Below are 19431 nucleotides of genomic sequence, written 5' to 3' on the forward strand. Positions count from 1 at the left end.
CGACCGTCCCTGGAGACGCCCGATGGCCCTCGATCTGAACGATCCGGAGCTCGAGTTCGCCGATCTCGTCACCGCTTACCAGAGCTGGGTGATGGCCGTGATCAACGACGAGAAGCTGGGGGGCGACAAGGTCCTCACCGACGACATCGCCGACGACGCCCTCAACGCGATGCGCTTCCTGCCGGACGTGGTGACCAGCGCCATCGAGACCACCCTGGCCCGCGTCTACGACGTGGATCCCGACGAACTCGCCGAACTGCTCTACCCCGAGGACTGAGCGGCGCCCGGGCATCGACCTCTGGCGACACGGCTGCAGCACCCGCGGTGGTGACCAGGCGCCCTGGCGGCCTGGGCCAGGGCGCGTCCGGATCCGGTGGGGCCCCCTGGGTCGGCTCCACCGTGGTGGAACTGCGGGCCCGCCGCGGAGAAGGCCCCTAACCTCCCCCTGTGATTCCCTTTTCCCGCCCCTCCCCCACCCCGCCCGGCCAGGGCCGGCGACGGGCCGCCATCGGGGTGATCGCGGTGGGCCTGGCCCTCCCGCTGATGGCCGCCATCGGGGGCTGTCAGGGCCGGCGCCTGCAACCGATCCTGCGCCCCCTCGAGGGCACCCTGTACATCGCGGTCGGTGTCAGTGATGACGCCATCGACGGCGAACTGCAGAAGGAGATCCGGTCGCGGACGGCCATGCTGCAGACCACGTTCCGCACCCTGCAGCCGAGGGTCCGGCTCCAGGTGGAGGTGTTCCCGGAGGAGAGCCTGCCCAACGAACTGCGCCTGCGCAACAGCACCGGCCTGAGCCCCGATCTGCTGCTGGTGAACGAGTCCACCGCCCGTGATCTGGCCCGGGAGAAGCTGATCGACACCGTGACGTTCTCGCCCGCCCTGCTGGATCAGCTGGATGCGGGCTCCGTGGTGCGGGTCCGGCGGTCGGATGGGACGCTGACCGGCCTTCCCATGGAGCTGCAGCCCCAGGTGGCCTGTTTCGACCGGCGGCGCCTGCGGCAAAGCCCTGCCACCCTCACGGACCTGCTGGCCGCCAGTGCCAAGGGGGTGGAAGTGGGGCTCTCCCTCGATGCCACCAGCCTGGCCTGGACCCTGGGTCCCCTCGGGGCCGTCGATGCCGTCAGCAGCCTCCTGGCCGGGGAGCCGGTGACGCCCCTGACCCGGCAGGGCCTGGCGAACTGGCTGGGATGGCTGCGCCAGGCCGACCAGCAGCAGCACGTCACCTTCTTCCCCACCGAGACCGAACTGATCAAGGAACTGGCCGCCGGGACCCTCGACTGGATCCCCTGCCGGAGCATCAACCTCACCCGCGTCAAGGCGAGCCTGGGAGAGAACCTGGGTGTGGCTCCCCTGCCCTCCGGGCCCTTCGGCGATGCCAGCCCGATCACCCGGGAGCGGGTGCTGGCCTTCGGGGTCAACTCGAGTCCGGTCCAGCGGCAGCTGGCCCTGGCCCTGGCCCGCTTCGCTGTGAGCCCCCTGCACCAGCGCGATATTGTCCTGCGCAGCCAGTACGTGCTTCCCGTGAACCGGGAAGTGGCCCCGCCGGTGCGCAGCTCTTCGGTGGTGGCCTCCATGGTGGAGGGCCGGCAGCAGTCGCTGCGGCGCGCGACGATCCGGCTGATCGAGGCCAGCAGCAGGGAGCAGCGAGAGGCCTGGCAGGCGCTGCTCACCCGGTTCCTGTTCGACGACCTCAGCGAGCAGGACACCCTCAAGGGGTTGATCGAGCTTCTCGGCGGCGGGAGGTCCCGATGAACCTGCTGTTGATGGAGATCGCCGGCTGGTTCGGCTACCTGCAGCGCCTCGAGGTGCGCATCCAGGTCATCGTGCTGCTGGCGGTGTTCCTGGGACAGGGGGCGCTGCGCCGGCGGCTGGGCCCCCGGGTTCCCCTGGCGCGGCGATCCGACGTCGTGATTCCCCTGCTGCTGGCTTTGTTGGCGCTGGCCCTGAGGTTGGGGGGCCTCCCCAACGGTCTGGTGCTGCTGGGCCTGCTTCTCTACCTGGGCTGGCTGGGCCTGGGGGGCGTGCGACAGCTGCTGGGGCGAGTCGTCCAGCAGCAGCAGCTGCAAGTGCTGGAGACCCGCCTGATCCGACCGGCCTACCTGCTGCTCGCCACCCTGCTGGTGATCCGGGTGTTCGACAACCCGCAGGATCTGGCCCTGATCCCGCTGGGCGAATGGTTCGGCTCCGAGGTGACCCTGGGCAGCTTCTTCCTGGCGGTGGTGATTGTGTACGTGCTGGCCATGGGCACCGGGCCGCCGGCCCAGGGCCTGGCCTGGGTGGTGCAGCGCGGCGTGGGCATCAGCGATGGCAGCCGCCGGGCCCTGGCCCTGATGATTCGCTATGTGGTGGTGGCCATCGGCATCGTCTGGGCCCTCGATCACGTGGGCTTCAACCGCACCGCGATCCTGGCGGTGGCCGGTGGCCTCTCGGTGGGCCTGGGTTTCGGCATCAAGGAAGTGTTCTCGAATTTCGTCAGCGGCCTCTGGCTGCTGTGTGAGGGGTCGGTACGGCCCGGCGAAGTTCTGGTCATCGATGGCGATCCCTGCGAAGTGCGCAGCCTCGGCCTGCGGGCGGCGGTGCTCTGGCGCAATCGGGACAATGCCGAACTGGTGATCCCCAATCAGATGTTCTTCACCACCACCACCGTGACCTACACGGGCAGCGACACCCTCAGGCGCACCCAGGTGCTGGTGAGCGCGGCGTACCGCCACGATCCCAACGACGTGATCGCCTTGCTGGAGGACATCGCCCGCAGCGAGCCCCACGTTCTGCCCAGTCCGGCACCGAAGGGCCTGTTGCTCGGATACGGAGAGTCCTCGATCAGCTACGCCCTGCGCTTCTGGATCGCCAACCCAATGGATAACGTGTCGATCTGCAGCGAAGTCCAGGCGGCTGTCTGGAAGGCGTTCCAGGACAGGGGCATTGAGATCCCCTTTCCCCAGCAGGTGCAATATCGGGTGGAGGGTCCTCCGAAGAGCTGAAGCTGGCCCGACTGGCGATCGCAGGCCCGAGTTGTACAATTTCCAGCAATACCAACCGCCATTGCATCATGCTCAAAGGTGCTGATCTGCTCGCCAAGGTGAAAGAGATGGGTGACGCTTCGAAGTCCGATCTGGTGCGCAGCTGCGGCTACGTGAGCACCAAGAAGGACGGCAACGAGCGGCTGAACTTCACGGCCTTCTACGAAGCCCTGCTCGATGCCAAGGGGATCAACCTCGGCGACGGCGTCGGCAAGGCGGCCACCAAGGCCGGTCGCAAGCTCGGCTATACCGCCAAGGTCCAGTTCAATGGCAACCTGCTGGTGGGCAAGGCCTACACCGCGATGCTGGGCCTCGAGCCGGGCGATGAATTCGAGATCAAGCTCGGTCGCAAGGCGATCCGGCTCGTGCCGGTGGGCGGCTCCGACGACGACGAGTGACACCATCGCGCTTCAGCCGTTCCCGGTTTGCGCCGCTCCGTGAAGCTATGTGCGGCTCGCCGCTGTAGCTGTCCCTTCCGATTTAGATCAAAGGTGCGGGGCTGGGGAGATTGATCAACTCCCATCGCCCCGGCAAAGTAGCCCCCCTCGGGTCATGCTCGAGGGGGGCTGCGCGTTTCCGGGCCCAACCCCTGTGCTTTGGAATGCACACGACGGGGCGAATCGTCAACCAATCCGCAACCTTCTGTTACGTTGAAGGCTGCTGCGTGGTTCGAACCATGCCTCACCCCCCATCCCACCCGGCAGCGGCCCTGCACCCCGGCAGCTTCGTGGCGCTGAGCAGCCGCCAGGGCGGCACCTACCAGGTGATCAGCATCGACGAGGAGACCGACAGCTGCTGGGTGCGGCGCTGGCCCCTCACCCGCCACGGCTCCCCCGCCTTCTCCGTCGCCCTGCCGGATCTGCGTCCCCTGCACCGCCCCAGCCACTGAGACCGTTCCCTTTGACCTGCACCGGAGCTCACCCATGATCCCGATGGGTTTCGTCATCACCTCACGGCTGTTCTGCCGCGCCGGCCGCCTGGCCCTGCTGGCGGCCTCCCTGGCCCTGGTCGTCGAGGCCCTGGACCTCGCCCTGGCCCACCCGCTGCCCTGAGGCCCCGGCCCGCCGCCCTGGGTACCCTGGGCCGATGGCTGGGACGTCGACCCTGGCGGAGCTGCTGCAGCTCCCCTTCATGCAGCGGGCCCTCCTGGGGGGCCTGCTCAGCGGCGCCCTCGGCGGGGTGCTGGGCAGTTTCGCCGTGCTGCGCCAGCTCTCCTTCTTCAGCGACGCCCTCGGCCATTCCGCCCTGCTCGGCATCACCCTGGGCCTGCTGCTGGGCATCGACCCCACCCTGGTGCTGATCCCCTTCGCGGTGCTGTTCGCCCTGATGACGAACCAGCTGGTGCAGCGCAGCAAGCTGCCGGCCGATGCCCTGCTGAACATCGTCTATTCCTCGTCGCTCGCCCTGGCCGTGGTGGCCCTGAGCCTGCTGCACGTCTACAAGGGCGGCATCCAGCAGCTCCTGTTCGGCGACATCCTGGGGATCACCTGGCTCGACCTGGCCCTGATCGGGGTCCTGCTCGTGGTCACCGCCGGCTACCTCACCCTCACCCGGCGCGACCAGGTGCTGCTGACCCTCGACGAACCCCTCGCCCGCTCCCGGGGCATCGCCGTCTCCCTGCACCGGCTGCTGTTCCTGGTCCTGCTGGCGGTGGTGGTGGCCATCTCCGTCAAGGCGGTGGGGGTGCTGCTGATCAGCGCCTTCGTGGTCATCCCCGCCTGTGCCTCGCGGCTGGTGAGCCGCCGCTTCGGCACCTACGTGGTCCTCTCCGCCGGACTGGGGGCCAGCGGCGCCGTGCTCGGTCTGCTGGTGTCGGCCGCCTTCGCGCTGCCCTCCGGTCCCTGCGTCGTCATCGCCCAGCTGCTGGCCTTCCTGGTCGCCCTAGCGGTGGCCCCGCTGCGGGGCCGGGCGGCGACCCCCTGAACGGCGATCAGCCCTGCGGCGCGGCCAGACCCTCGCCGAGGTGGCCGGTCTTGACCCAGATCAGGCACCCGCCGCCGCTGAAGGGCGCATGGCGACTGCCGGGCGGGTTGCGCAGCCAGGTGCCGGCCGGGTAGGCCCCCTGATCGTCCTCGAACACCCCCTCGAGCACGAAGATCTCCTCGCCCGCCGGGTGGGCGTGGAGGGGGAAGCGGGTACCGGGCTCCCAGCGCACCAGGGCCACCTGTTCGGTGCCGAAGCCGTGCAGGGGCAGCACGGTCAGGCCGGGCACCAGGCCGGGCACGAAGGTGGAGGAGCCGGTGTCGACCACCACCCGCGTCTGGTCGGCCGGATCCATCTGGCGCAGCTTCACCAGGATCGTGCAGCCGCTCTCACTGAAGGGGGCATGGGCGGAGCCGACCGGGTTGCGGACGTAGGTGCCGGGGCCGTAGTCGCCATGCTCGTCGGAGAACACGCCTTCGAGCACGAGGAACTCCTCGCCGCCGCCGTGCCCATGGGGGGAGAAACGGCTGCCGGGGGCGTAGCGGACGACCGACGTGGCCCGGGCGACCTCGCCGCCGTCGCGCTCCAGCAGGCGCCGCTCCACCCCCGCCAGGGGGGAGGGGTGCCAGGGCTGGGCCCCGCTGTCAACGACCGCCCTGCGGCCGGGATCGGCATGGAGCTGGGTGGGGAAGGGGGCGGTGGCCATGGCTCGGAGGCAGCAGGTGATCAGAGGGAGCTGGTGAGCAGCATCGGGCCCCTGGGCACCTGGCCGTTGGGGTCGCCCTCGATGCTGACGCTGACGGCGCTGGCCTGGCTGGTGGGGGAGAGGGGGATGGGCATGGCCACCTGGCCGCGGGCATCGGGCACGAAATGGACGCAACCGACGGTCCTGCCGTCCACGGTGGCCCAGAGGCGGTAGGTGCGCTGCGGCGGCAGGGGGGGCAGGTGGCTGAGGGTCAGCAGGTTGTGGGTGCGGTTGCCGGTGACCAGCACCTCACCGACCGCCTTCTGGCCGGGCTGGACGGCCTGCAGCGGCATCAGGCGGGGATCGGCCAGGGCTGCCGGCGCCAGCTGGCGCTGCAGACCCGCCAGCTGCTGGCGGGTCTGGTGCAGCTCACCGGCGAGCACCAGCAGGCCGGCCGCCAGCAGGGAGGGCACCAGCCAGAGGCGCCAGGGCCCCGGCTGGGGCCGGGGCTCCAGCAGGCGCCGGCGCAGGGCGGGAGGCGGCACCGCGGTGGCCGGCAGGGCCAGGGGCAGCAGCTCCAGGGTGGTGCTGAACTCCTCCAGCCGCCGGCGCAGCTCGGGGCGCTGCCGCAGCAGGGTCGCCAGCTGCTCCCGCTCGGCTGGCTCCAGATCCCCGAGGGCATGGCCGGCGAGCAGGGCGTCGATGCCGGCGGCATCGGGGCTGGGGATGGCGTCGGGTGTCATGGCTGGGCGGGCGAGTCGTGGAGGAGGGCGCGCAGGCGGATCAGGCCCTGGCGGGCGCGGGTCTTGACGGTGCCGAGGGGCAGCTCCAGCAGCGCCCCGATCGCCGACTGGCTCAGCCCCTCGTAGTAGGCCATCTCCAGCACCTGGCGCTGGTTGGCGGGGATCGCCGCCAGGGCACCCCGGACTTTCTCGGCCAGATCCTCGGACTCGGCACGGTCGTGGGGCGTGGGCACGGCCGCTGGGAACAGGTGCTCCGACCAGCGTTGCACCAGCTGCCAGCGGTTGGCGCGCTGGTTGAGGCGGTTGATGGCCATCGAGCGCGTCAACAGCAGCAGGTAGGCCAGCACCGGCCCCCGGGACGGGTCGTAGCGGCCCTGCTGCCAGTAGCGCAGGAAGACGTCATGGGTGAGGTCCTCGGCCTCCTGGCTGGAGCGGCACAGCCGCAGGGCCAGGCGGTACACCGGACCGCTGCAGTCGTCGTAGAGGGCGGCCAGATCGGCGCCCTCGCCTGGAGACGCCGCGAGGGCGCCCCGCAGCGGTGGACGGCGGGGTGGAGCTTCGGCGTCGGAGGGGTTCACGGCCGGGGAGGGGCTCGGCGGGGGTGCCGTGCTTCGGATACCGGCGAAGGCCCCGATCGGATGGGGCCCGGCCGGCGGCTGACGAACACCCCGCCCAGCACCAGGGCCGCACCGGCCAGCACGGGGACGCCCAGCGGTTCCCCCAGCAGCAGGGCGGCGCTGAGAACCGCCACCACCAGGGCCAGGGAGCTCCAGAGGGAGACGACGGCCACGCTGCAGCGGCGGTAGGCCTGGCGCAGAGCCAGCTCCCGGCCCAGGGAGAGGGTGACGGCATAGATGCCGATCACCCCCACCACCCACCAGAGCCGCAGCAGCAGGAAATGCTGCGGCCCGAACAGCACCAGGGCGATGGCACCGAAGACCAGGGCGCTCAGCAGGGTGGGCAGCCCCACACCCACGGCCGCCGGCCAGCGGCGGGCGGCGATGGCGCGGCCGCTGACGGCCGAGCCGGCGAAGGCCAGCACCCCCACCAGGGCCCAGACGATGCCGGTGAGGTCGTCCATCCGGCCGCCGCCCATGGCCATGGCCGCCTGGGGCAGCACCAGGCCGGCACCGATCAGCCCCAGGCTGAGCCGGAAGCCGGCGGGGAGGGCTTCCCCGAGCAGCCAGCGCGCCAGCAGGGCGGAGACGGGCAGCACCAGGGCGAACAGGAGCGTCTGGCTGATCACCGACAGGGACTCCAGGGCGAGGTAGTAGGCCACAGGCCCGAGGAACAGGCCCAGGCCCCCATGCAGGGCCAGCAGGCGCCGATCGGCCGGCCCCAGCCGCGCCAGGTCGTTGGCCAGGGTGCGCCGTCCGGGGATCAGGGCCGCCAGCCCCACCGTCAGCTGGGCCAGGAAGAAGACGTTGCAGAAGCTGATCGGGTTCTCACCCTGCACCGGATGGGCCATTCCGTGGTCCTGCAGGGCCTTGAGCACGGTGGCATCCAGCCCCCGCAGCAGCACGTAGAGCAGCAGCGGCAGCAGGCCCGGGATCGGCCGCGGTCGCCCGTCCGATGTCGTCCAGGGTTGCATCGTTCAGGCCGGGGAGAGGGGGGCAGCGCCCCCATGGTCACCCCCTGGGCCGGAGCCGCCCCATCCGATCCGGGGATCCGCCGGTATCTCCTGGTGCGCGCCGGTCGTGGCGTCCCGCCACCCCGCCGCTTCCTCCTCACCCTCCCCCCATTCCGATGTTCCGCTCCCCCCGTACCGTCCTCGGCGGCGCCCTCACCCTGGTGGCGGCGGCGGCCCTCTCCGGCACCGTCCTCCCCGCCCGCAGCCTCGGCCTCCCCCGGGTCGAGCCGGTCACCCCGACGCTGGGTTCGGTGGCCCAGGCCATGGCGAAGGCCAGCGGCAGCTTCCGCAAGGCGGAGGCCCCCGTGAGCGGCGGCTTCTCGATCACCCAGCAGGGCGGCAGAACGGTGCTCACCCTCAGCGGCGACTTCAGGACCAACGACATGGCCCCCGATCTCTGGGTCGCCTTCAGCCCCTCCGCCACGCCCCTGGCTATGAGCAAGGCCCCCGGCTTCCCCCTCAAACCCGGCAGCTACACGCTGCTCTCGAAGCTCAAATCCAGCCAGGGGTCCCAGAGCTACGTGATCCCCGCCTCGATCGACCTCAAGGCCCAGAAATCGGTGCTGATCTGGTGCCAGAAGTTCAACGCCACGATGGCCTGGGCGCCCCTCATGCCCTGAGCAGCGCAACACCGAGCAGCGCCGGGCCCCTCACAGCCCGGCGAACCACTCGTAGCCCCTGTCCTCCCAGGTGCCGCGGCGGTCGCCGAGGGTCGTCATCAGCTCGAGGCCGGTGACCCACTTGCTCTGCTTGTAGCCGAGCTTGATGGGGCTCGCCAGCCGCACGGGGGCGCCGTTGGCCACGGGCAGCGGCGCCCCGTTCATGTGGGTGGCGAGCAGGGTCTGGGGGTGCAGGGCGGAGGCCAGATCCCAGGTCCCGAAGTACTGGTCGGCGGAACGGATCGCCAGATAGGCCCCCAGGGGGGAGGGGCCGGCCAAAGCCAGCACATCGGCCAGCCGCGGGCCCGACCAGGCGACGATCGCCGCCCAGCCCTCCACGCAGACGTGGCGGATGACGCACTCCCGCTGGGGCAGGGCGGCGAGGGCGGCCAGATCGAGGCGCAACGGGCGGCGCACCGCCCCGTTGACGACGAGCCGGTAGCTCTCGGGCGGGAGGTGGGGCGTACCGTTGAAGCTGTTGACCAGCAGGGCGGCCGGCTCCACCTGGCTGCGCCGGAACTCGGGCACCGGCCCCTTCCCCTGCAGCAGGGCCTCGATCCGTTCGTTCAGCGGCTGGGTGGCCTCCCCCACCGCTCCGCTCCAGCGGTTGAGGCCGCAACCGCCGAGCAGCAGGGAGGAGCCGCCGGAGAGCAGCAGGCCGAGGGCGCGGCGGCGGCCGGGGAGATCGGTGGGATCGGCGATCGCGGGGATGCCTGGGTCCGCGCGCCCCATCAGAGCACCATGCGGCGCAGCAGCCGCAGGCCGCCCACCCGCCAGGAGAACCCGATGTGGGCCACCAGCAGCAGGGCGATGGCGGGGATGGTGGCCAGGTGGCAGACCCGCAGCGCCTGCCAGCTGGAGAGGCCGGCCGGTTCGGCGACGGCGAACAGCGACACCAGCCACCACAGCTGGGCCGGCTTGTACAGGGCCAGGCCCGTGAGCAGGCTGAAGGCCAGCACGATCAGCATCAGGGTGTAGGTGATGCGGTGGCTGGCCAGGCGGCGCCTGGGGGGACTGGCGCTGCGGCGCAGGGTGCCCAGATCGCCGCCGTCGGCGAGGCGCCGGTGGCGCCGGTGCAGCAGCAGGCCGATCCAGAGCCCCAGGTTGGCGGCGTACAGCCCCATGGCGCCGAAGTGCCAGTCACGGCCGCCGGCCAGCCAGCCGCCGAGGGTGAGCCATTCGGGCACGGTCGCCCCCGCCCGGCCGCCGAAGACCGGATTGGCGTTGTAGATCTCCAGGCCGCTGCCGGCCATCAGCAGCAGCACCAGCAGGTTGAAACCGTGGAAGGCCCGGGTCCACAGGGGGTGGGGGCCCATGGCCTCAGACGGTGTGGAGCTGGTCGAGCTGCTGCTGCAGGCGCTGCTTCATGCGCGTCTGGACGAGGTGGCAGAGCTCCTCCACCAGTTCGGCGTCGGCCCGGTAGATGAGGCGGACCCCCTCACGCTCGCAGCTCACCAGGCCGGCCCGCAGCAACTGGGAGAGCTGGCGGCTGATGTGGGACTGGCTGAACCCGGTGGCCTCGATCAGGGAGGCGACATCGCAGGGACCCTGGCGCAGATGGCAGAGGAGCTGGAGCCGGGCGGGCTCGCTCAGCAGCCGGAAGAACTGGCTGAACTCCTCCAGCAGTTCCGGACTGGGCATCGAACCGGGGCCGGCAACCCCCATGACTGCTCACTATGGCGCTAGCGACATTATGCAGCGCGGTTCCCGCCCATGGGGCGCAGACGGCAGCAGATTCTCACTCTTTTGCCGTTGTATGCGTGTATAGTCATAGTCATCCGACCATCCCGCCTCGATGTCCGCCGTTCCCGCATCGCCACGCCCTGCCGCCCGGGCCCGGCAGGGGGGACGGCCTTGAGCCTGGCCCTGCTGCTGCTGATGGGCGCCGGCGGTGCCCTGATCGGTTTCCTGCTGGCGGTGCTCGGCGCCGGCGGCTCGATCCTGCTGCTGCCCCTGCTGATCAGCGGCGCCGGGCTGCCCACCCGTGAGGCGGTGCCCCTGTCGCTCCTGGCCGTCACCCTGCTGGCGGTGGCCAACGCCGGCCCCTACCTGCGGCGGCACCAGGTGGCGCCCCGGCCCGCCCTGATCCTGGGGGTGCCGGCCCTGGCGGGCAGCTGGATCGGTGGCTCCCTCGTCAAGCAGGGGCTGATCCCCGAGCCGGTGCAGCTGGGGGTGTTCGCCGCCGCTGCCCTGGTGGCCGCCTGGTTGCTCTCACGGCGGCAACGCGGCCCTGGCGGCGACAGGCACGCCACCGGATCCCGGCGGCCCGGAGGGACCCTGGCCCTGGCGGGACAGGGGGTGCTGGTGGGCCTGCTCACCGGCATCGCCGGGGTGGGCGGCGGCTTCGCCATCGTGCCCGCCCTGGTGCTGCTGGCCGGTCTGCCGATGCCCCTGGCCAGCGGCACCAGCCTGGTGCTGATTGCCACCAACAGCCTGGTGGCCCTGGGGGCCCTCGGGCACTGGCCGGCGGCCGCCCTGCCCCTGCTGGCGCCCCTGATCGGCGGCGGCCTGGTGGGCGCGATCGGCGGCCAGGCCCTGGCTCCCCACCTCTCCGATCGGCACCTGCGCCAGGGCTTCGCCGCCCTGCTGGTCGGCTCGGCCCTGCTCACGGGCGCCGAAGCCCTCCAGCGCCAACGCAGCCTCGGCGCCGCCAGTCCCCCCCCCCACACCGTCCCGCACCAGCGATGAGCCAGCTCCTGTTCCAGTTCCAGCTGCAGAGCCGCCACGGGGCCGCCGGCGACAGCCTCAGCGTCGACTTCCGCAACGGTGCGCTGGAGCCCTGGCAGCCGCTGCAGCCCAGCCTGCAGACCCCCGGCTTCCGACTCTTCCTGCTGTCGCTGCTGCTCTGCCAGCACCACTACCTGGTGGCCAACGCCCTCGAGCGGCACCTGCCCCTGGCGGCGGTGGACGGGGTGCTGAGCGTGACGGCCTCCGCCGACTGGATGGTCGAGGCGGTGGAGGGCACGTTCCAGGTGCGGCTGGAGGCGGCCGATGGGGCGGCGACGCCCGTCCTGGATGAGCCCAGCCGGGCCTTTCTGGAGCGACGCATGAAGGTCTGTCCGGTGTCGCGGAATCTGCCCGGTACGGTGACCAAATCGATCGTGGTGGAAGCGGCGTGATCCTCCGGCCCTACGAACCTGGCGACTGGCCGGCGGTGTGGGCGGTGCTGGAGCCGGTGTTCCGGGCCGGCGAGACCTTCCCCCACGACCCTGCGATCGACAGCGAGGCGGCCCGGCGGGCCTGGGTGGAGGCGGTCGATGCCACCGTCGTGGCCACCGATGCGGACGGCGCGATCCTGGGCACCTATTACCTGCGGCCCAACCAGCCGTGCCTGGGGGCCCATGTGGCCAACGCCGGCTATGTGGTGGCCGAGGCCGCCCGGGGCCGGGGGGTGGGCCATGCCCTCTGCCGCCACTCCCAGGAGGAGGCCCGGCGGCGGGGCTTCACGGCGATGCAGTTCAACCTGGTGGTGAGCACCAACACCGCCGGCGTGGCCGCCTGGAGCCGCAACGGCTTCCGCACCATCGGCCGGCTGCCCGGGGCCTTCCGCCACCCCCGACTGGGGGAGGTGGATGCTCTGGTGATGTTCAAGCGGCTGGCAGGTTGAACGGCATCGGCCGGAGATTTAGGAGCCCTGAGAAGCGATGTGCTCTCAGTAAATTTATTGCGTCATTCTGACGTCACCTTGCCTCGAAAGGCGATGTAGTTGTAGATGTTGTAGAAGAGCATGATCGGGATCAGAACACCGATAAACGTCAACATGAACACCATGGAACTGACCGAGGCTGAGGCCTGAAAGATCGTGACCGAGGGAGGAATCACTGCCGGGAACACCATCACCCCAAGACCCGCGAAGCTGAGGATGAACAGGAGAACGGTATAAACGAAAGGCCATACGTCCTGCTGAAGGGCAAGGCTGCGGAAGAGCTGCACGATCAGGGCGACTCCCAGCAGGGGCAAGACAACGAAGAACGGCAGAAAGGCTGGATCGAACAGCCGCTGGCGCAGCGTTTCCGACACGAACGGGGCTGTGAAGGTGATCAACAAGGCGCCACCCAGCGTTGTGGCTGCCGCCAAGCGGGCGGTACGGATGTGCAGTCGCTGGAGCTCACCGCTCGTCTTGAGGATCAGATAGGTGGAACCGATCAGGACATAGCCCTGGATGAGGGTGAGAGCCACCAGCAGACTGCCGGGGCTGACCCAGATCCAGGGGGTGCCGGTGAAATGGCCGGAAGCGTCAGTGGGGATCCCGGAAAGTACCGTCCCGAGGCAGACGCCCTGGAAGGCCGCAGCCATCACACTGCCGATCCCGAACATCAGGTTCCAAGGCCTTTTATTGACGGCATTCTCACGGAACTCAAACGCAACCGCCCGCATGATCAGACCCAGGATCATCAGAAAGATGGGGCCGTAAAGCGCCTTGAGAATCGTGCCGTACGCCAGCGGGAAGGCACCGAACAGAGCTCCTCCCATCAACACCAGCCAGGTTTCGTTGGCATCCCAGACATTGCCGAGGCTTGTCATCAGGATCGTGCGCTGAGCTTCTCCAGGGGAGGTGAGCGAGAGGATGCCTACCCCAAGATCGAAACCATCCAATATCACGTACAGCAACAGGAACAAAGCCAGGATCACGAACCAGACCGTGGGCATGAACACATCGAGGAAGTCCATGCTCAGGCGCTCGGCGAGGGGACAGGGAGACGGGCGGCGCCGCCGTTCTGGGGGGGCTCCAGGCTCAGATCCGGCCCCTTGGCGATGATCCTGGCGCCGAAGAACAGTGCAAAGCCAAGCAGAAACGTGTAGAGCACCGCAAAGGTGACCAGGCTGGTGAGCACTTCACCCGGCGGCAGCACCGATGCGGCATCGGCGGTCCGCAACTGGCCATAGACGGTCCATGGTTGGCGGCCCACGCATCGCACCACCCAGCCCGACTCGATCGCCAGATAGCCGGCCGGAGCGGAAAGGATCCAGGCCCAGCTGAACCAGGGCCAGCGCCGGAAGCGCTCGGTGCTGAGGCCGCCACGCCACCAGAGCAACAGGCTGAGTGCCGTGAGACCCGCCGCCGCCATGCCGATGGCGATCATCACCCGGAAGGCGTAGAACAGCAGCCCCACCATGTGGGGGCGCTGGTCAGCGGGCCAGCTGTTCAGCCCACGCACGGGCTGGCTGAGTTGCGGTCGCGACTCCAGGATCCAGCTGAGGGCCCCTGGCACAGCCAGCTTCCAGCGATTGGTGCCCGTGGCCTCGTCCGGAACGGCTACCACAGACCAAGCCGGTGAGGTACCCGCCGGCTGATCCTCCCAGATGGCCTCGATCGCCGCCAGTTTCGTGGGCTGGCGCTCCGCCACCTGCACACCGCTTTCGTGGCCGGCCAGGATCTGCAGCGGCGCCACCGCCAGCAGAATCACCAAGGCCAGCTTGAAGGAGAACTGGAAAAACTCCGGGGCTTTCTGCCGCATCAGCGACCAAGCACTGATGGCAGCCACCACCAGCATCGAGGTTTCCACCGTGGCCAGTGCCATGTGGATGACACTCTTCACCATGAAAGGATTGTTGATGGCAGAAAAGTAGTTCTGAACGTGGAAGTGGCCGTCACTGAACGTACCCCCGGCAGGTGTCTGCAGCCAGGAGTTGGCACTGAGAATCCAGAAGACCGAGAGATTGGCCCCGAAAGCCACCATCACTGTGGAGAGGAAATGGATGACCGGTGGGACCTTCTGCCAGCCGAACAACATGATCCCCAGGAACCCGGCCTCCAACATGAACGCCATGGCCCCTTCGAAACCAAGCACCGATCCAAAGAAATCGCCCGCAAACTCCGACAGAGGCGCCCAGTTGGTTCCGAACTGGAACTCCATGGGCAGCCCGGAGGCCACACCGATTCCGAAGTTAAGGACATACAGCTTGGCCCAGAACCGAGCCTGGTGGTAATAGAAAGGATTCCGTGTACGCAGCCAGAACCCTTCAAGAATCACCAGGAAGATCGCCAGGCCCGTGGAAAGCACGGGCCAGAGCATGTGAAAGATCGCTGTCAGAGCAAACTGCAGCCGTGACAATGTCACGACATCAAGACCGGAGGACATCACAGCAGCAGGAACTCCTGAGGGAAAGGATCCAGAGAAAGCATTCGAAAGCTGGTCTTATGAACACTCTCCTTGCTCAAGATTTTACATGCCTTTCTGTGGATCTGGGTTTCGGCGGGTTAGCGGATGATGCGGACATTCCCATCATCTCAGCCCAGATTCCTGTTTCCTCACGGTTGATCCCGGATCATGGGCTCCCCGCCCCCCGCAGGGTGCGCGGACCCAGGGGGTGATCGGCGTGGGGATAGGCCGTGTGGGTGTGGAGATGCAGATGGTCATGGTGATCGCCGCCGTCATGGCGGTGGCCCGGCGCCGGCAGGGGGACGCCGTTGGGCTGGCAGGCCCCGGTGCACTCCCGTTCACACAGCTGGCAGGGTTCCCCCAGTCCTTCGACATGGTGGTGGTGGCTGTGCTGGGGCGCCCCCACCTCCCTCTCGAAACCAAGCACCTGGGCGCGGTACTTGCAGAGGGAGCAGTTCATCGTCGTATCGCCGCTGATCACCTCCTCCAGCCGCTCAAGAAAGGTGTCGATGACCAAGGGATGGTCGCTCAGGTAGGCCGCCTTGAGGAACTCCACATCGGGGTGATCGGCGGCGACCCGGTCGGTGTGCTGGTAGATGCGACTCACCAGCACACCGGAGAACAGAAAGTAGGGGAACACCACCACACGGCGGAAGCCCAGGCGCACCGCGTGGCGAAGCCCCGGCTCCACCAGGGGGAAGGTGACCCCGGAGTAGACGGTCTCCCCCCAGCCGAATCCGAAGCCCTCCACCAGCATCCTTGTCACCTTGCTGACATTGGAGTTGGCATCCGGATCGGAGGAGCCGCGTCCCACCACCACCAGCAGGGTGTCGGCCAGGGGGACCTCCGGGGCCCGATCCAGGCACTCCCGCAGACGGGCACCGGCCGCCTGCATCATCTTCGGGTCGACGCCCAGCTCCCGGCCGTAATCAATCCGCAGCCCGCTCTCCGCCGCGTAGGTGTTCAGCACCGAGGGAATGTCGTTCTTCGCATGGCCGGCGGCGAAAAGCATCCCTGGCACGGCCAGGACCCGGCTCACCCCCTGCTGGCGCAGCCGCTCGAGGCCCTCACGCAGGATGGGTGTGGCGAATTCCAGATAGCCGTGCTCCACGGGGAGATCGGGCAGGCGCCGGCGCAGGCCGCTGGCCAACCGGGCGAATTCCTCGACCGCCAGCCGGTTGCGACTGCCGTGGCCGCAGAGCATCACACCGAGGCCGGAAGTGGGGTCGAGGATCGGTTCCGCTGTGGGGGATCCGAGGGGTGAGGGCGGGATTCCGGTCATGGACGCCCCCGGAGCACCAGTCCGAGGCTGCCGGCCATCAGCAGGGTCAGCCCACCCCCCACGAGACCCGCCAGGCTTCGCCCTGAGCTGGGTGTTCCCCAGCCGGGCTCCGACTCTGCGGTGGAGCCAGCTGGGGCCTCCCCGGCTCTGAAGTCGTAATCGGGAAGGAAGGAGGTCTGTTCCTGCACCGTGGCGATCTCGTCCTTGAGGGCGGTGGGTGTGCCATCGAACTCGGGTTTGCGGGTGACGCCGCTGATGGACCACTCCAGACCATCGGGATGCCCTGAGGCGAACCAGGCCAGAACCCCTCCGGTAAGCACGGCGGCCACGGCCAGGCTGGCGACCACCCGGCGCAGCGCCAGCCCGCCCACGGGTTGGCGGCGGGCAGCGCGCGCCAGGATCTCCGGCTGGAGACGGGTGATGTAGAGCACCACGACCGCCGTCACCAGCCCCTCGACGATGGCGATGGCCAGGTGGATCGGCAGCATCAGGGCCAGGAACGTGCCGAAGGGCAGATCCGAGATCCCGGAGAAGCTGGTCTCCAGCACCACCGCCAGGGCGCCGAGGCTGAGTCCCACCAGGGCGCCGGCAATCGATCCGACCACCACCCGGGTGGGACTGAGCCGCTCGCCGACGATGCGCCGGTAGATGAAGGGATAGGCGACGAAAGCCGGGAACACCCCCAGATTGAAGATGTTCGCTCCCAGGGCCAGCAGGCCGCCATCGGCGAAGAACAGGGCCTGCACCGTCAGAACCGAGGCGATCACCAGGAAAGCCGCTTCCGGCCCGAGAAGAATCGCCAGCAGCAGCCCGCCGCCGAGATGGCCGCTGGAGCCGGTGGCCGGGATGGAGAAATTCACCATCTGGGCCGCGAACACGAACGCCCCCAGGACGCCCATCAAGGGCACCCGGGCCGGGTCGGGGTGACGGTGAAGCGTGCTGGCGCACTGAACGGTGACCAGGGCCGTAGCCCCCCACATCGCCCCTCCCACCGTGTGGGAGATCAGGGCGTCAGCCATGTGCATCGGGAGGGCCTGCCAGAGAGCGAAAGAGAGGGGCGGACACGTCTCGGCGTCGGTGCTACGGATTGCCAAAACGTGTTACGGTCCGCCAAAGGCTATGCCTGCATCCCGAGCGCCGTCAACGTGCAATCGATTCGACCTTCGTGTTACTGGTCCCTTGACTGACGTCGTCCGCTTCTCCATTTCCAGCGAGGGGCCCCTGCTGGAACGCTTCGACACCCTGATCGCCCGGAAGGGCTACGGCAATCGATCGGAAGCGATCCGCGACCTGATCCGCAACGCCCTGGTGGAGGAGGTGCTGGCGAATGAATCCGCCGAGGCGGTGGGCACCGTCACCCTGATGTACGACCATCACGTCTCCGAACTGAGCAACAAGCTCACCGACCACCAGCACCACCACCACCGAACGATCGTCTCCACCCTCCACATTCACCTCGACGACCATGACTGTCTGGAGGTGGTGGTCCTGCGCGGCAGGGCCGGGGAGATCAGGGCCCTGGCGGACTCGCTGATCAGCACGAAGGGGGTCAAGCACGGCCGCTTCGTCGCCACGGCGGCCACCAGCGCCCTGGTGTCGAATGCTCCTCCATGCGCCTGATCAGCCGCGAGCGGCAGGCCCTCGGGCGCGTCGACGGCTTCGCTCGCCAGGACACGGTGATCCACCGCCTCGATGCCCGCGCCAAGGTGCTCGTCACCGCTGTGTTTCTGGTCTGTGTGGCGTCCTTCCCGAAGCACGCCGTCCTGCCACTAGTGCCCTTCGTGTTCTTCCCGGTGGTGATCGCCAGCCTCGGACGGCTGCCCCTCCGCTGGCTGGGCCAGCGCCTGCTGATCGCCTCACCGTTCGCGCTGATGGTGGGGATCGCCAATCCCCTGTTCGATCAGGCGGCGGTGCCGATCGCCCCTGGGCTGAGCGTCGCGGCCGGGTGGCTGTCGTTCGTCTCGATCGTGCTGCGCTTCCTGCTCACCACCACGGCGGCCCTGCTGCTGGTGGCCACCACCGGGATGCCGGCCATCGCCGAGGCCCTGCGGCAGCTGCGGGTGCCCGGCGTGTTCGTCACCCAGCTGCAGCTGCTCTACCGCTACCTCTTCCTTCTGGGGGACGAGGCGCTGCGGATGGAGCGGGCACGCGATCTCCGCTCCTGTGGCCGGCGTGGCACCGGCCTGTGGGTGAGCGGCACGCTGCTGGGGGCCCTCCTGCTGCGCACCCTCGCCCGGGCGACCCGGATCCATGACGCCATGCTGCTGCGAGGCTTCGAGGGAACGATCCGGCCGGCCTCCCCCCGAGCCCTGACCCGACGGGACCTGGTGTTTCTGCTGGGTTGGAGCTCGGCGTTTCTGGTCTGCCGCCAGGTGCCGGTGGGGGAGCTGCTGGGGCACGCCGTGATCGGGGCGCAGCCATGAGCGCAGCCGGGAACGGTTCCCTGGGCCCACCCGCCACCGGGACCGCCTTCGTCCCCGCCATCGAGGTGGTCGGGCTGGTCTACGCCTATGCCGACGGCACCCCGGCCCTGGACGGGGTTTCGCTCCGCATCGCCCCCGGGGAATCGGTGGCAGTGGTGGGGGCGAACGGGGCCGGCAAGTCGACCCTGCTGGAGCTGCTGACCGGCCTGCTCGAGCCGGTGGCCGGCGCGATCCGCATCAACGGCCTCAGCCTCGGCCCCGGCAGCCGGGCGGAGATCCGCCGCTCGCTGGGCATGGTCTTCCAGGAGGCCGATGACCAGCTGTTCATGCCGACCGCCGCCGAGGATGTGGCCTTCGGCCCCCAGAACCTGGGCCTGCCGGCCGACGTGGTGCGGCAACGGGTGAGCCTGGCGCTGGAGCAGGTGGGCGCCCTGGCCCTGCGGGACCGCTCCCCCCACCGGCTTTCCGGTGGCGAGAAACGGGCGGTGGCCATCGCCACCGTCCTGGCGATGGAGCCGTCCATCCTGCTGCTGGATGAGCCGAGCGCGGCTCTCGATCCCCGGGCGCGACGCCGGCTGATCCAGCTGCTGCAGGGGCTCTCCCACACCCGGGTGGTGGCCACCCACGACCTCGATCTGGCGCTGGACCTTTGTTCACGGACCGTGGTGCTGAGCGCCGGCCGCGTCGTGGCCGACGGGCCCAGCGACCGGATCCTTGAAGACACAGCCCTGCTGGAGCGCAGCGGTCTGGAAGCCCCCCTGAGCCTGCAGGCCCGCAGGCACGGCTGCGCCGGATGACCCCTGCGGCCATTCACGTGCGAAGCAGCAAAAAGGGCAGACAAAATCATGCAGAACAAATCCACCGCCTCGGCTGGTCTGAACGTTGCTGGACAGCCGTGGCGGTTGAAGAATGGGCCCTCAACGGACAGGCCAAGGAAGACCCTGCAGCGCGAGGACATG

Annotated in this window: 24 protein-coding genes; 13 read left to right on the forward strand and 11 right to left on the reverse strand. The window is 69.2% G+C overall.

Features of this window, described 5'->3' with window-relative positions; all coding sequences use genetic code 11:
* Positions 1–22: 22 nt before the first annotated feature.
* From L107_RS01780 to L107_RS01805, 6 genes are all read left to right on the forward strand, one after another.
* Positions 23–277 (forward strand): hypothetical protein, encoded by a 255-nt coding sequence (locus L107_RS01780; RefSeq protein ID WP_015110195.1) that lies wholly within the window; start codon positions 23–25, stop codon positions 275–277.
* A 170-nt stretch (positions 278–447) separates the two neighbouring features.
* Positions 448–1755 carry an extracellular solute-binding protein gene (locus L107_RS01785; RefSeq protein WP_159816176.1) on the forward strand — a complete coding sequence of 436 codons (1308 nt, stop codon included), beginning with the start codon at positions 448–450 and terminating at the stop codon, positions 1753–1755.
* A complete protein-coding gene (locus L107_RS01790; RefSeq protein WP_159816177.1) occupies positions 1752–2984 on the forward strand; it encodes a mechanosensitive ion channel family protein in 1233 nt (410 codons plus the stop codon). The genes L107_RS01785 and L107_RS01790 overlap by 4 nt, the downstream gene beginning before the upstream one ends.
* A gap of 68 nt (positions 2985–3052) precedes the next feature.
* Complete coding sequence (locus tag L107_RS01795; protein WP_159816178.1) at positions 3053–3421, forward strand: AbrB family transcriptional regulator; 369 nt, start codon at positions 3053–3055, stop codon at positions 3419–3421.
* A gap of 278 nt (positions 3422–3699) precedes the next feature.
* Positions 3700–3912, forward strand: a complete 213-nt coding sequence (locus L107_RS01800) for a hypothetical protein (protein ID WP_106219513.1) — start codon at positions 3700–3702, stop codon at positions 3910–3912.
* A 197-nt stretch (positions 3913–4109) separates the two neighbouring features.
* On the forward strand, positions 4110–4946 hold the full coding sequence (locus tag L107_RS01805; protein ID WP_159816179.1) for a metal ABC transporter permease: 837 nt from the start codon (positions 4110–4112) through the stop codon (positions 4944–4946).
* A gap of 7 nt (positions 4947–4953) precedes the next feature.
* Here the strand turns inward: L107_RS01805 and L107_RS01810 are convergent, their stop codons facing one another.
* From L107_RS01810 to L107_RS01825, 4 genes are read right to left on the reverse strand one after another with little or no spacing between them, the layout of a single operon-like run.
* A complete protein-coding gene (locus L107_RS01810; protein WP_159816180.1) occupies positions 4954–5652 on the reverse strand; it encodes a cupin domain-containing protein in 699 nt (232 codons plus the stop codon).
* A 20-nt stretch (positions 5653–5672) separates the two neighbouring features.
* Positions 5673–6374, reverse strand: a complete 702-nt coding sequence (locus L107_RS01815) for an anti-sigma factor domain-containing protein (RefSeq protein ID WP_159816181.1) — start codon at positions 6372–6374, stop codon at positions 5673–5675.
* On the reverse strand, positions 6371–6952 hold the full coding sequence (locus L107_RS01820) for a sigma-70 family RNA polymerase sigma factor (protein ID WP_159816182.1): 582 nt from the start codon (positions 6950–6952) through the stop codon (positions 6371–6373). The genes L107_RS01815 and L107_RS01820 overlap by 4 nt, the downstream gene beginning before the upstream one ends.
* Positions 6949–7965, reverse strand: coding sequence for a DMT family transporter (locus L107_RS01825; protein WP_159816183.1), 1017 nt, complete (start codon positions 7963–7965; stop codon positions 6949–6951). Before L107_RS01825 ends, L107_RS01820 begins: the two co-directional genes overlap by 4 nt.
* Before the next feature lie 155 nt (positions 7966–8120).
* Between L107_RS01825 and L107_RS01830 the strand changes: the two genes are divergently transcribed.
* On the forward strand, positions 8121–8624 hold the full coding sequence (locus tag L107_RS01830; RefSeq protein ID WP_159816184.1) for a DM13 domain-containing protein: 504 nt from the start codon (positions 8121–8123) through the stop codon (positions 8622–8624).
* Positions 8625–8654: 30 nt separating this feature from the next.
* On the opposite strand, the gene L107_RS01835 is transcribed toward L107_RS01830, so the two are convergent.
* The 3 genes from L107_RS01835 to L107_RS01845 are packed head-to-tail and all read right to left on the reverse strand — an operon-like array spanning position 8655 to position 10304.
* Positions 8655–9395, reverse strand: coding sequence for a molybdopterin-dependent oxidoreductase (locus tag L107_RS01835; protein WP_201295775.1), 741 nt, complete (start codon positions 9393–9395; stop codon positions 8655–8657).
* Positions 9395–9979 (reverse strand): cytochrome b/b6 domain-containing protein, encoded by a 585-nt coding sequence (locus tag L107_RS01840; protein ID WP_159816185.1) that lies wholly within the window; start codon positions 9977–9979, stop codon positions 9395–9397. The genes L107_RS01835 and L107_RS01840 overlap by 1 nt, the downstream gene beginning before the upstream one ends.
* 4 nt (positions 9980–9983) lie before the next feature.
* Positions 9984–10304: a helix-turn-helix transcriptional regulator gene (locus L107_RS01845; protein ID WP_181279956.1), complete on the reverse strand. Its 321-nt coding sequence runs from the start codon at positions 10302–10304 to the stop codon at positions 9984–9986.
* A gap of 213 nt (positions 10305–10517) precedes the next feature.
* On the opposite strand from L107_RS01845, the gene L107_RS01850 reads away from it, so the two are divergent.
* Genes L107_RS01850 through L107_RS01860 form a run of 3 tightly spaced genes read left to right on the forward strand, consistent with a single transcriptional unit; the run spans position 10518 to position 12270 of the window.
* Positions 10518–11351: a sulfite exporter TauE/SafE family protein gene (locus L107_RS01850; protein WP_370515319.1), complete on the forward strand. Its 834-nt coding sequence runs from the start codon at positions 10518–10520 to the stop codon at positions 11349–11351.
* Positions 11348–11782, forward strand: coding sequence for a hypothetical protein (locus L107_RS01855; RefSeq protein WP_159816187.1), 435 nt, complete (start codon positions 11348–11350; stop codon positions 11780–11782). The genes L107_RS01850 and L107_RS01855 overlap by 4 nt, the downstream gene beginning before the upstream one ends.
* Positions 11779–12270, forward strand: coding sequence for a GNAT family N-acetyltransferase (locus tag L107_RS01860; protein WP_236550443.1), 492 nt, complete (start codon positions 11779–11781; stop codon positions 12268–12270). The genes L107_RS01855 and L107_RS01860 overlap by 4 nt, the downstream gene beginning before the upstream one ends.
* Positions 12271–12332: 62 nt before the next feature.
* Here L107_RS01860 and cydB read toward each other — a convergent pair whose 3' ends face one another.
* The 4 genes from cydB to L107_RS01880 all read right to left on the reverse strand — a co-directional run bounded on the left by cydB (position 12333) and on the right by L107_RS01880 (position 17068).
* Positions 12333–13334 (reverse strand): cytochrome d ubiquinol oxidase subunit II, encoded by a 1002-nt coding sequence (cydB, locus tag L107_RS01865; protein WP_159816188.1) that lies wholly within the window; start codon positions 13332–13334, stop codon positions 12333–12335.
* A 2-nt stretch (positions 13335–13336) separates the two neighbouring features.
* Complete coding sequence (locus L107_RS01870; RefSeq protein WP_159816189.1) at positions 13337–14746, reverse strand: cytochrome ubiquinol oxidase subunit I; 1410 nt, start codon at positions 14744–14746, stop codon at positions 13337–13339.
* A 187-nt stretch (positions 14747–14933) separates the two neighbouring features.
* Complete coding sequence (locus tag L107_RS01875; protein WP_236550456.1) at positions 14934–15971, reverse strand: sirohydrochlorin chelatase; 1038 nt, start codon at positions 15969–15971, stop codon at positions 14934–14936.
* A gap of 74 nt (positions 15972–16045) precedes the next feature.
* Positions 16046–17068, reverse strand: coding sequence for an energy-coupling factor ABC transporter permease (locus L107_RS01880; RefSeq protein ID WP_236550444.1), 1023 nt, complete (start codon positions 17066–17068; stop codon positions 16046–16048).
* 160 nt (positions 17069–17228) lie between these two features.
* Here L107_RS01880 and nikR point away from each other — a divergent pair, with 160 nt between their 5' ends.
* Genes nikR through L107_RS01895 form a run of 3 tightly spaced genes read left to right on the forward strand, consistent with a single transcriptional unit; the run spans position 17229 to position 19269 of the window.
* Entirely contained in the window at positions 17229–17669 is a 441-nt protein-coding gene (gene nikR, locus L107_RS01885) for a nickel-responsive transcriptional regulator NikR (RefSeq protein WP_159816192.1), read from the forward strand.
* On the forward strand, positions 17660–18472 hold the full coding sequence (gene cbiQ / locus L107_RS01890; protein ID WP_159816193.1) for a cobalt ECF transporter T component CbiQ: 813 nt from the start codon (positions 17660–17662) through the stop codon (positions 18470–18472). The genes nikR and cbiQ overlap by 10 nt, the downstream gene beginning before the upstream one ends.
* A complete protein-coding gene (locus L107_RS01895) occupies positions 18469–19269 on the forward strand; it encodes an energy-coupling factor ABC transporter ATP-binding protein (protein WP_159816194.1) in 801 nt (266 codons plus the stop codon). The genes cbiQ and L107_RS01895 overlap by 4 nt, the downstream gene beginning before the upstream one ends.
* Positions 19270–19431 lie beyond the last annotated feature (162 nt).

The organism is Cyanobium sp. Copco_Reservoir_LC18 (genome assembly GCF_009834675.1).
Taxonomy (GTDB): Bacteria; Cyanobacteriota; Cyanobacteriia; order PCC-6307; family Cyanobiaceae; genus Cyanobium; species Cyanobium minutissimum.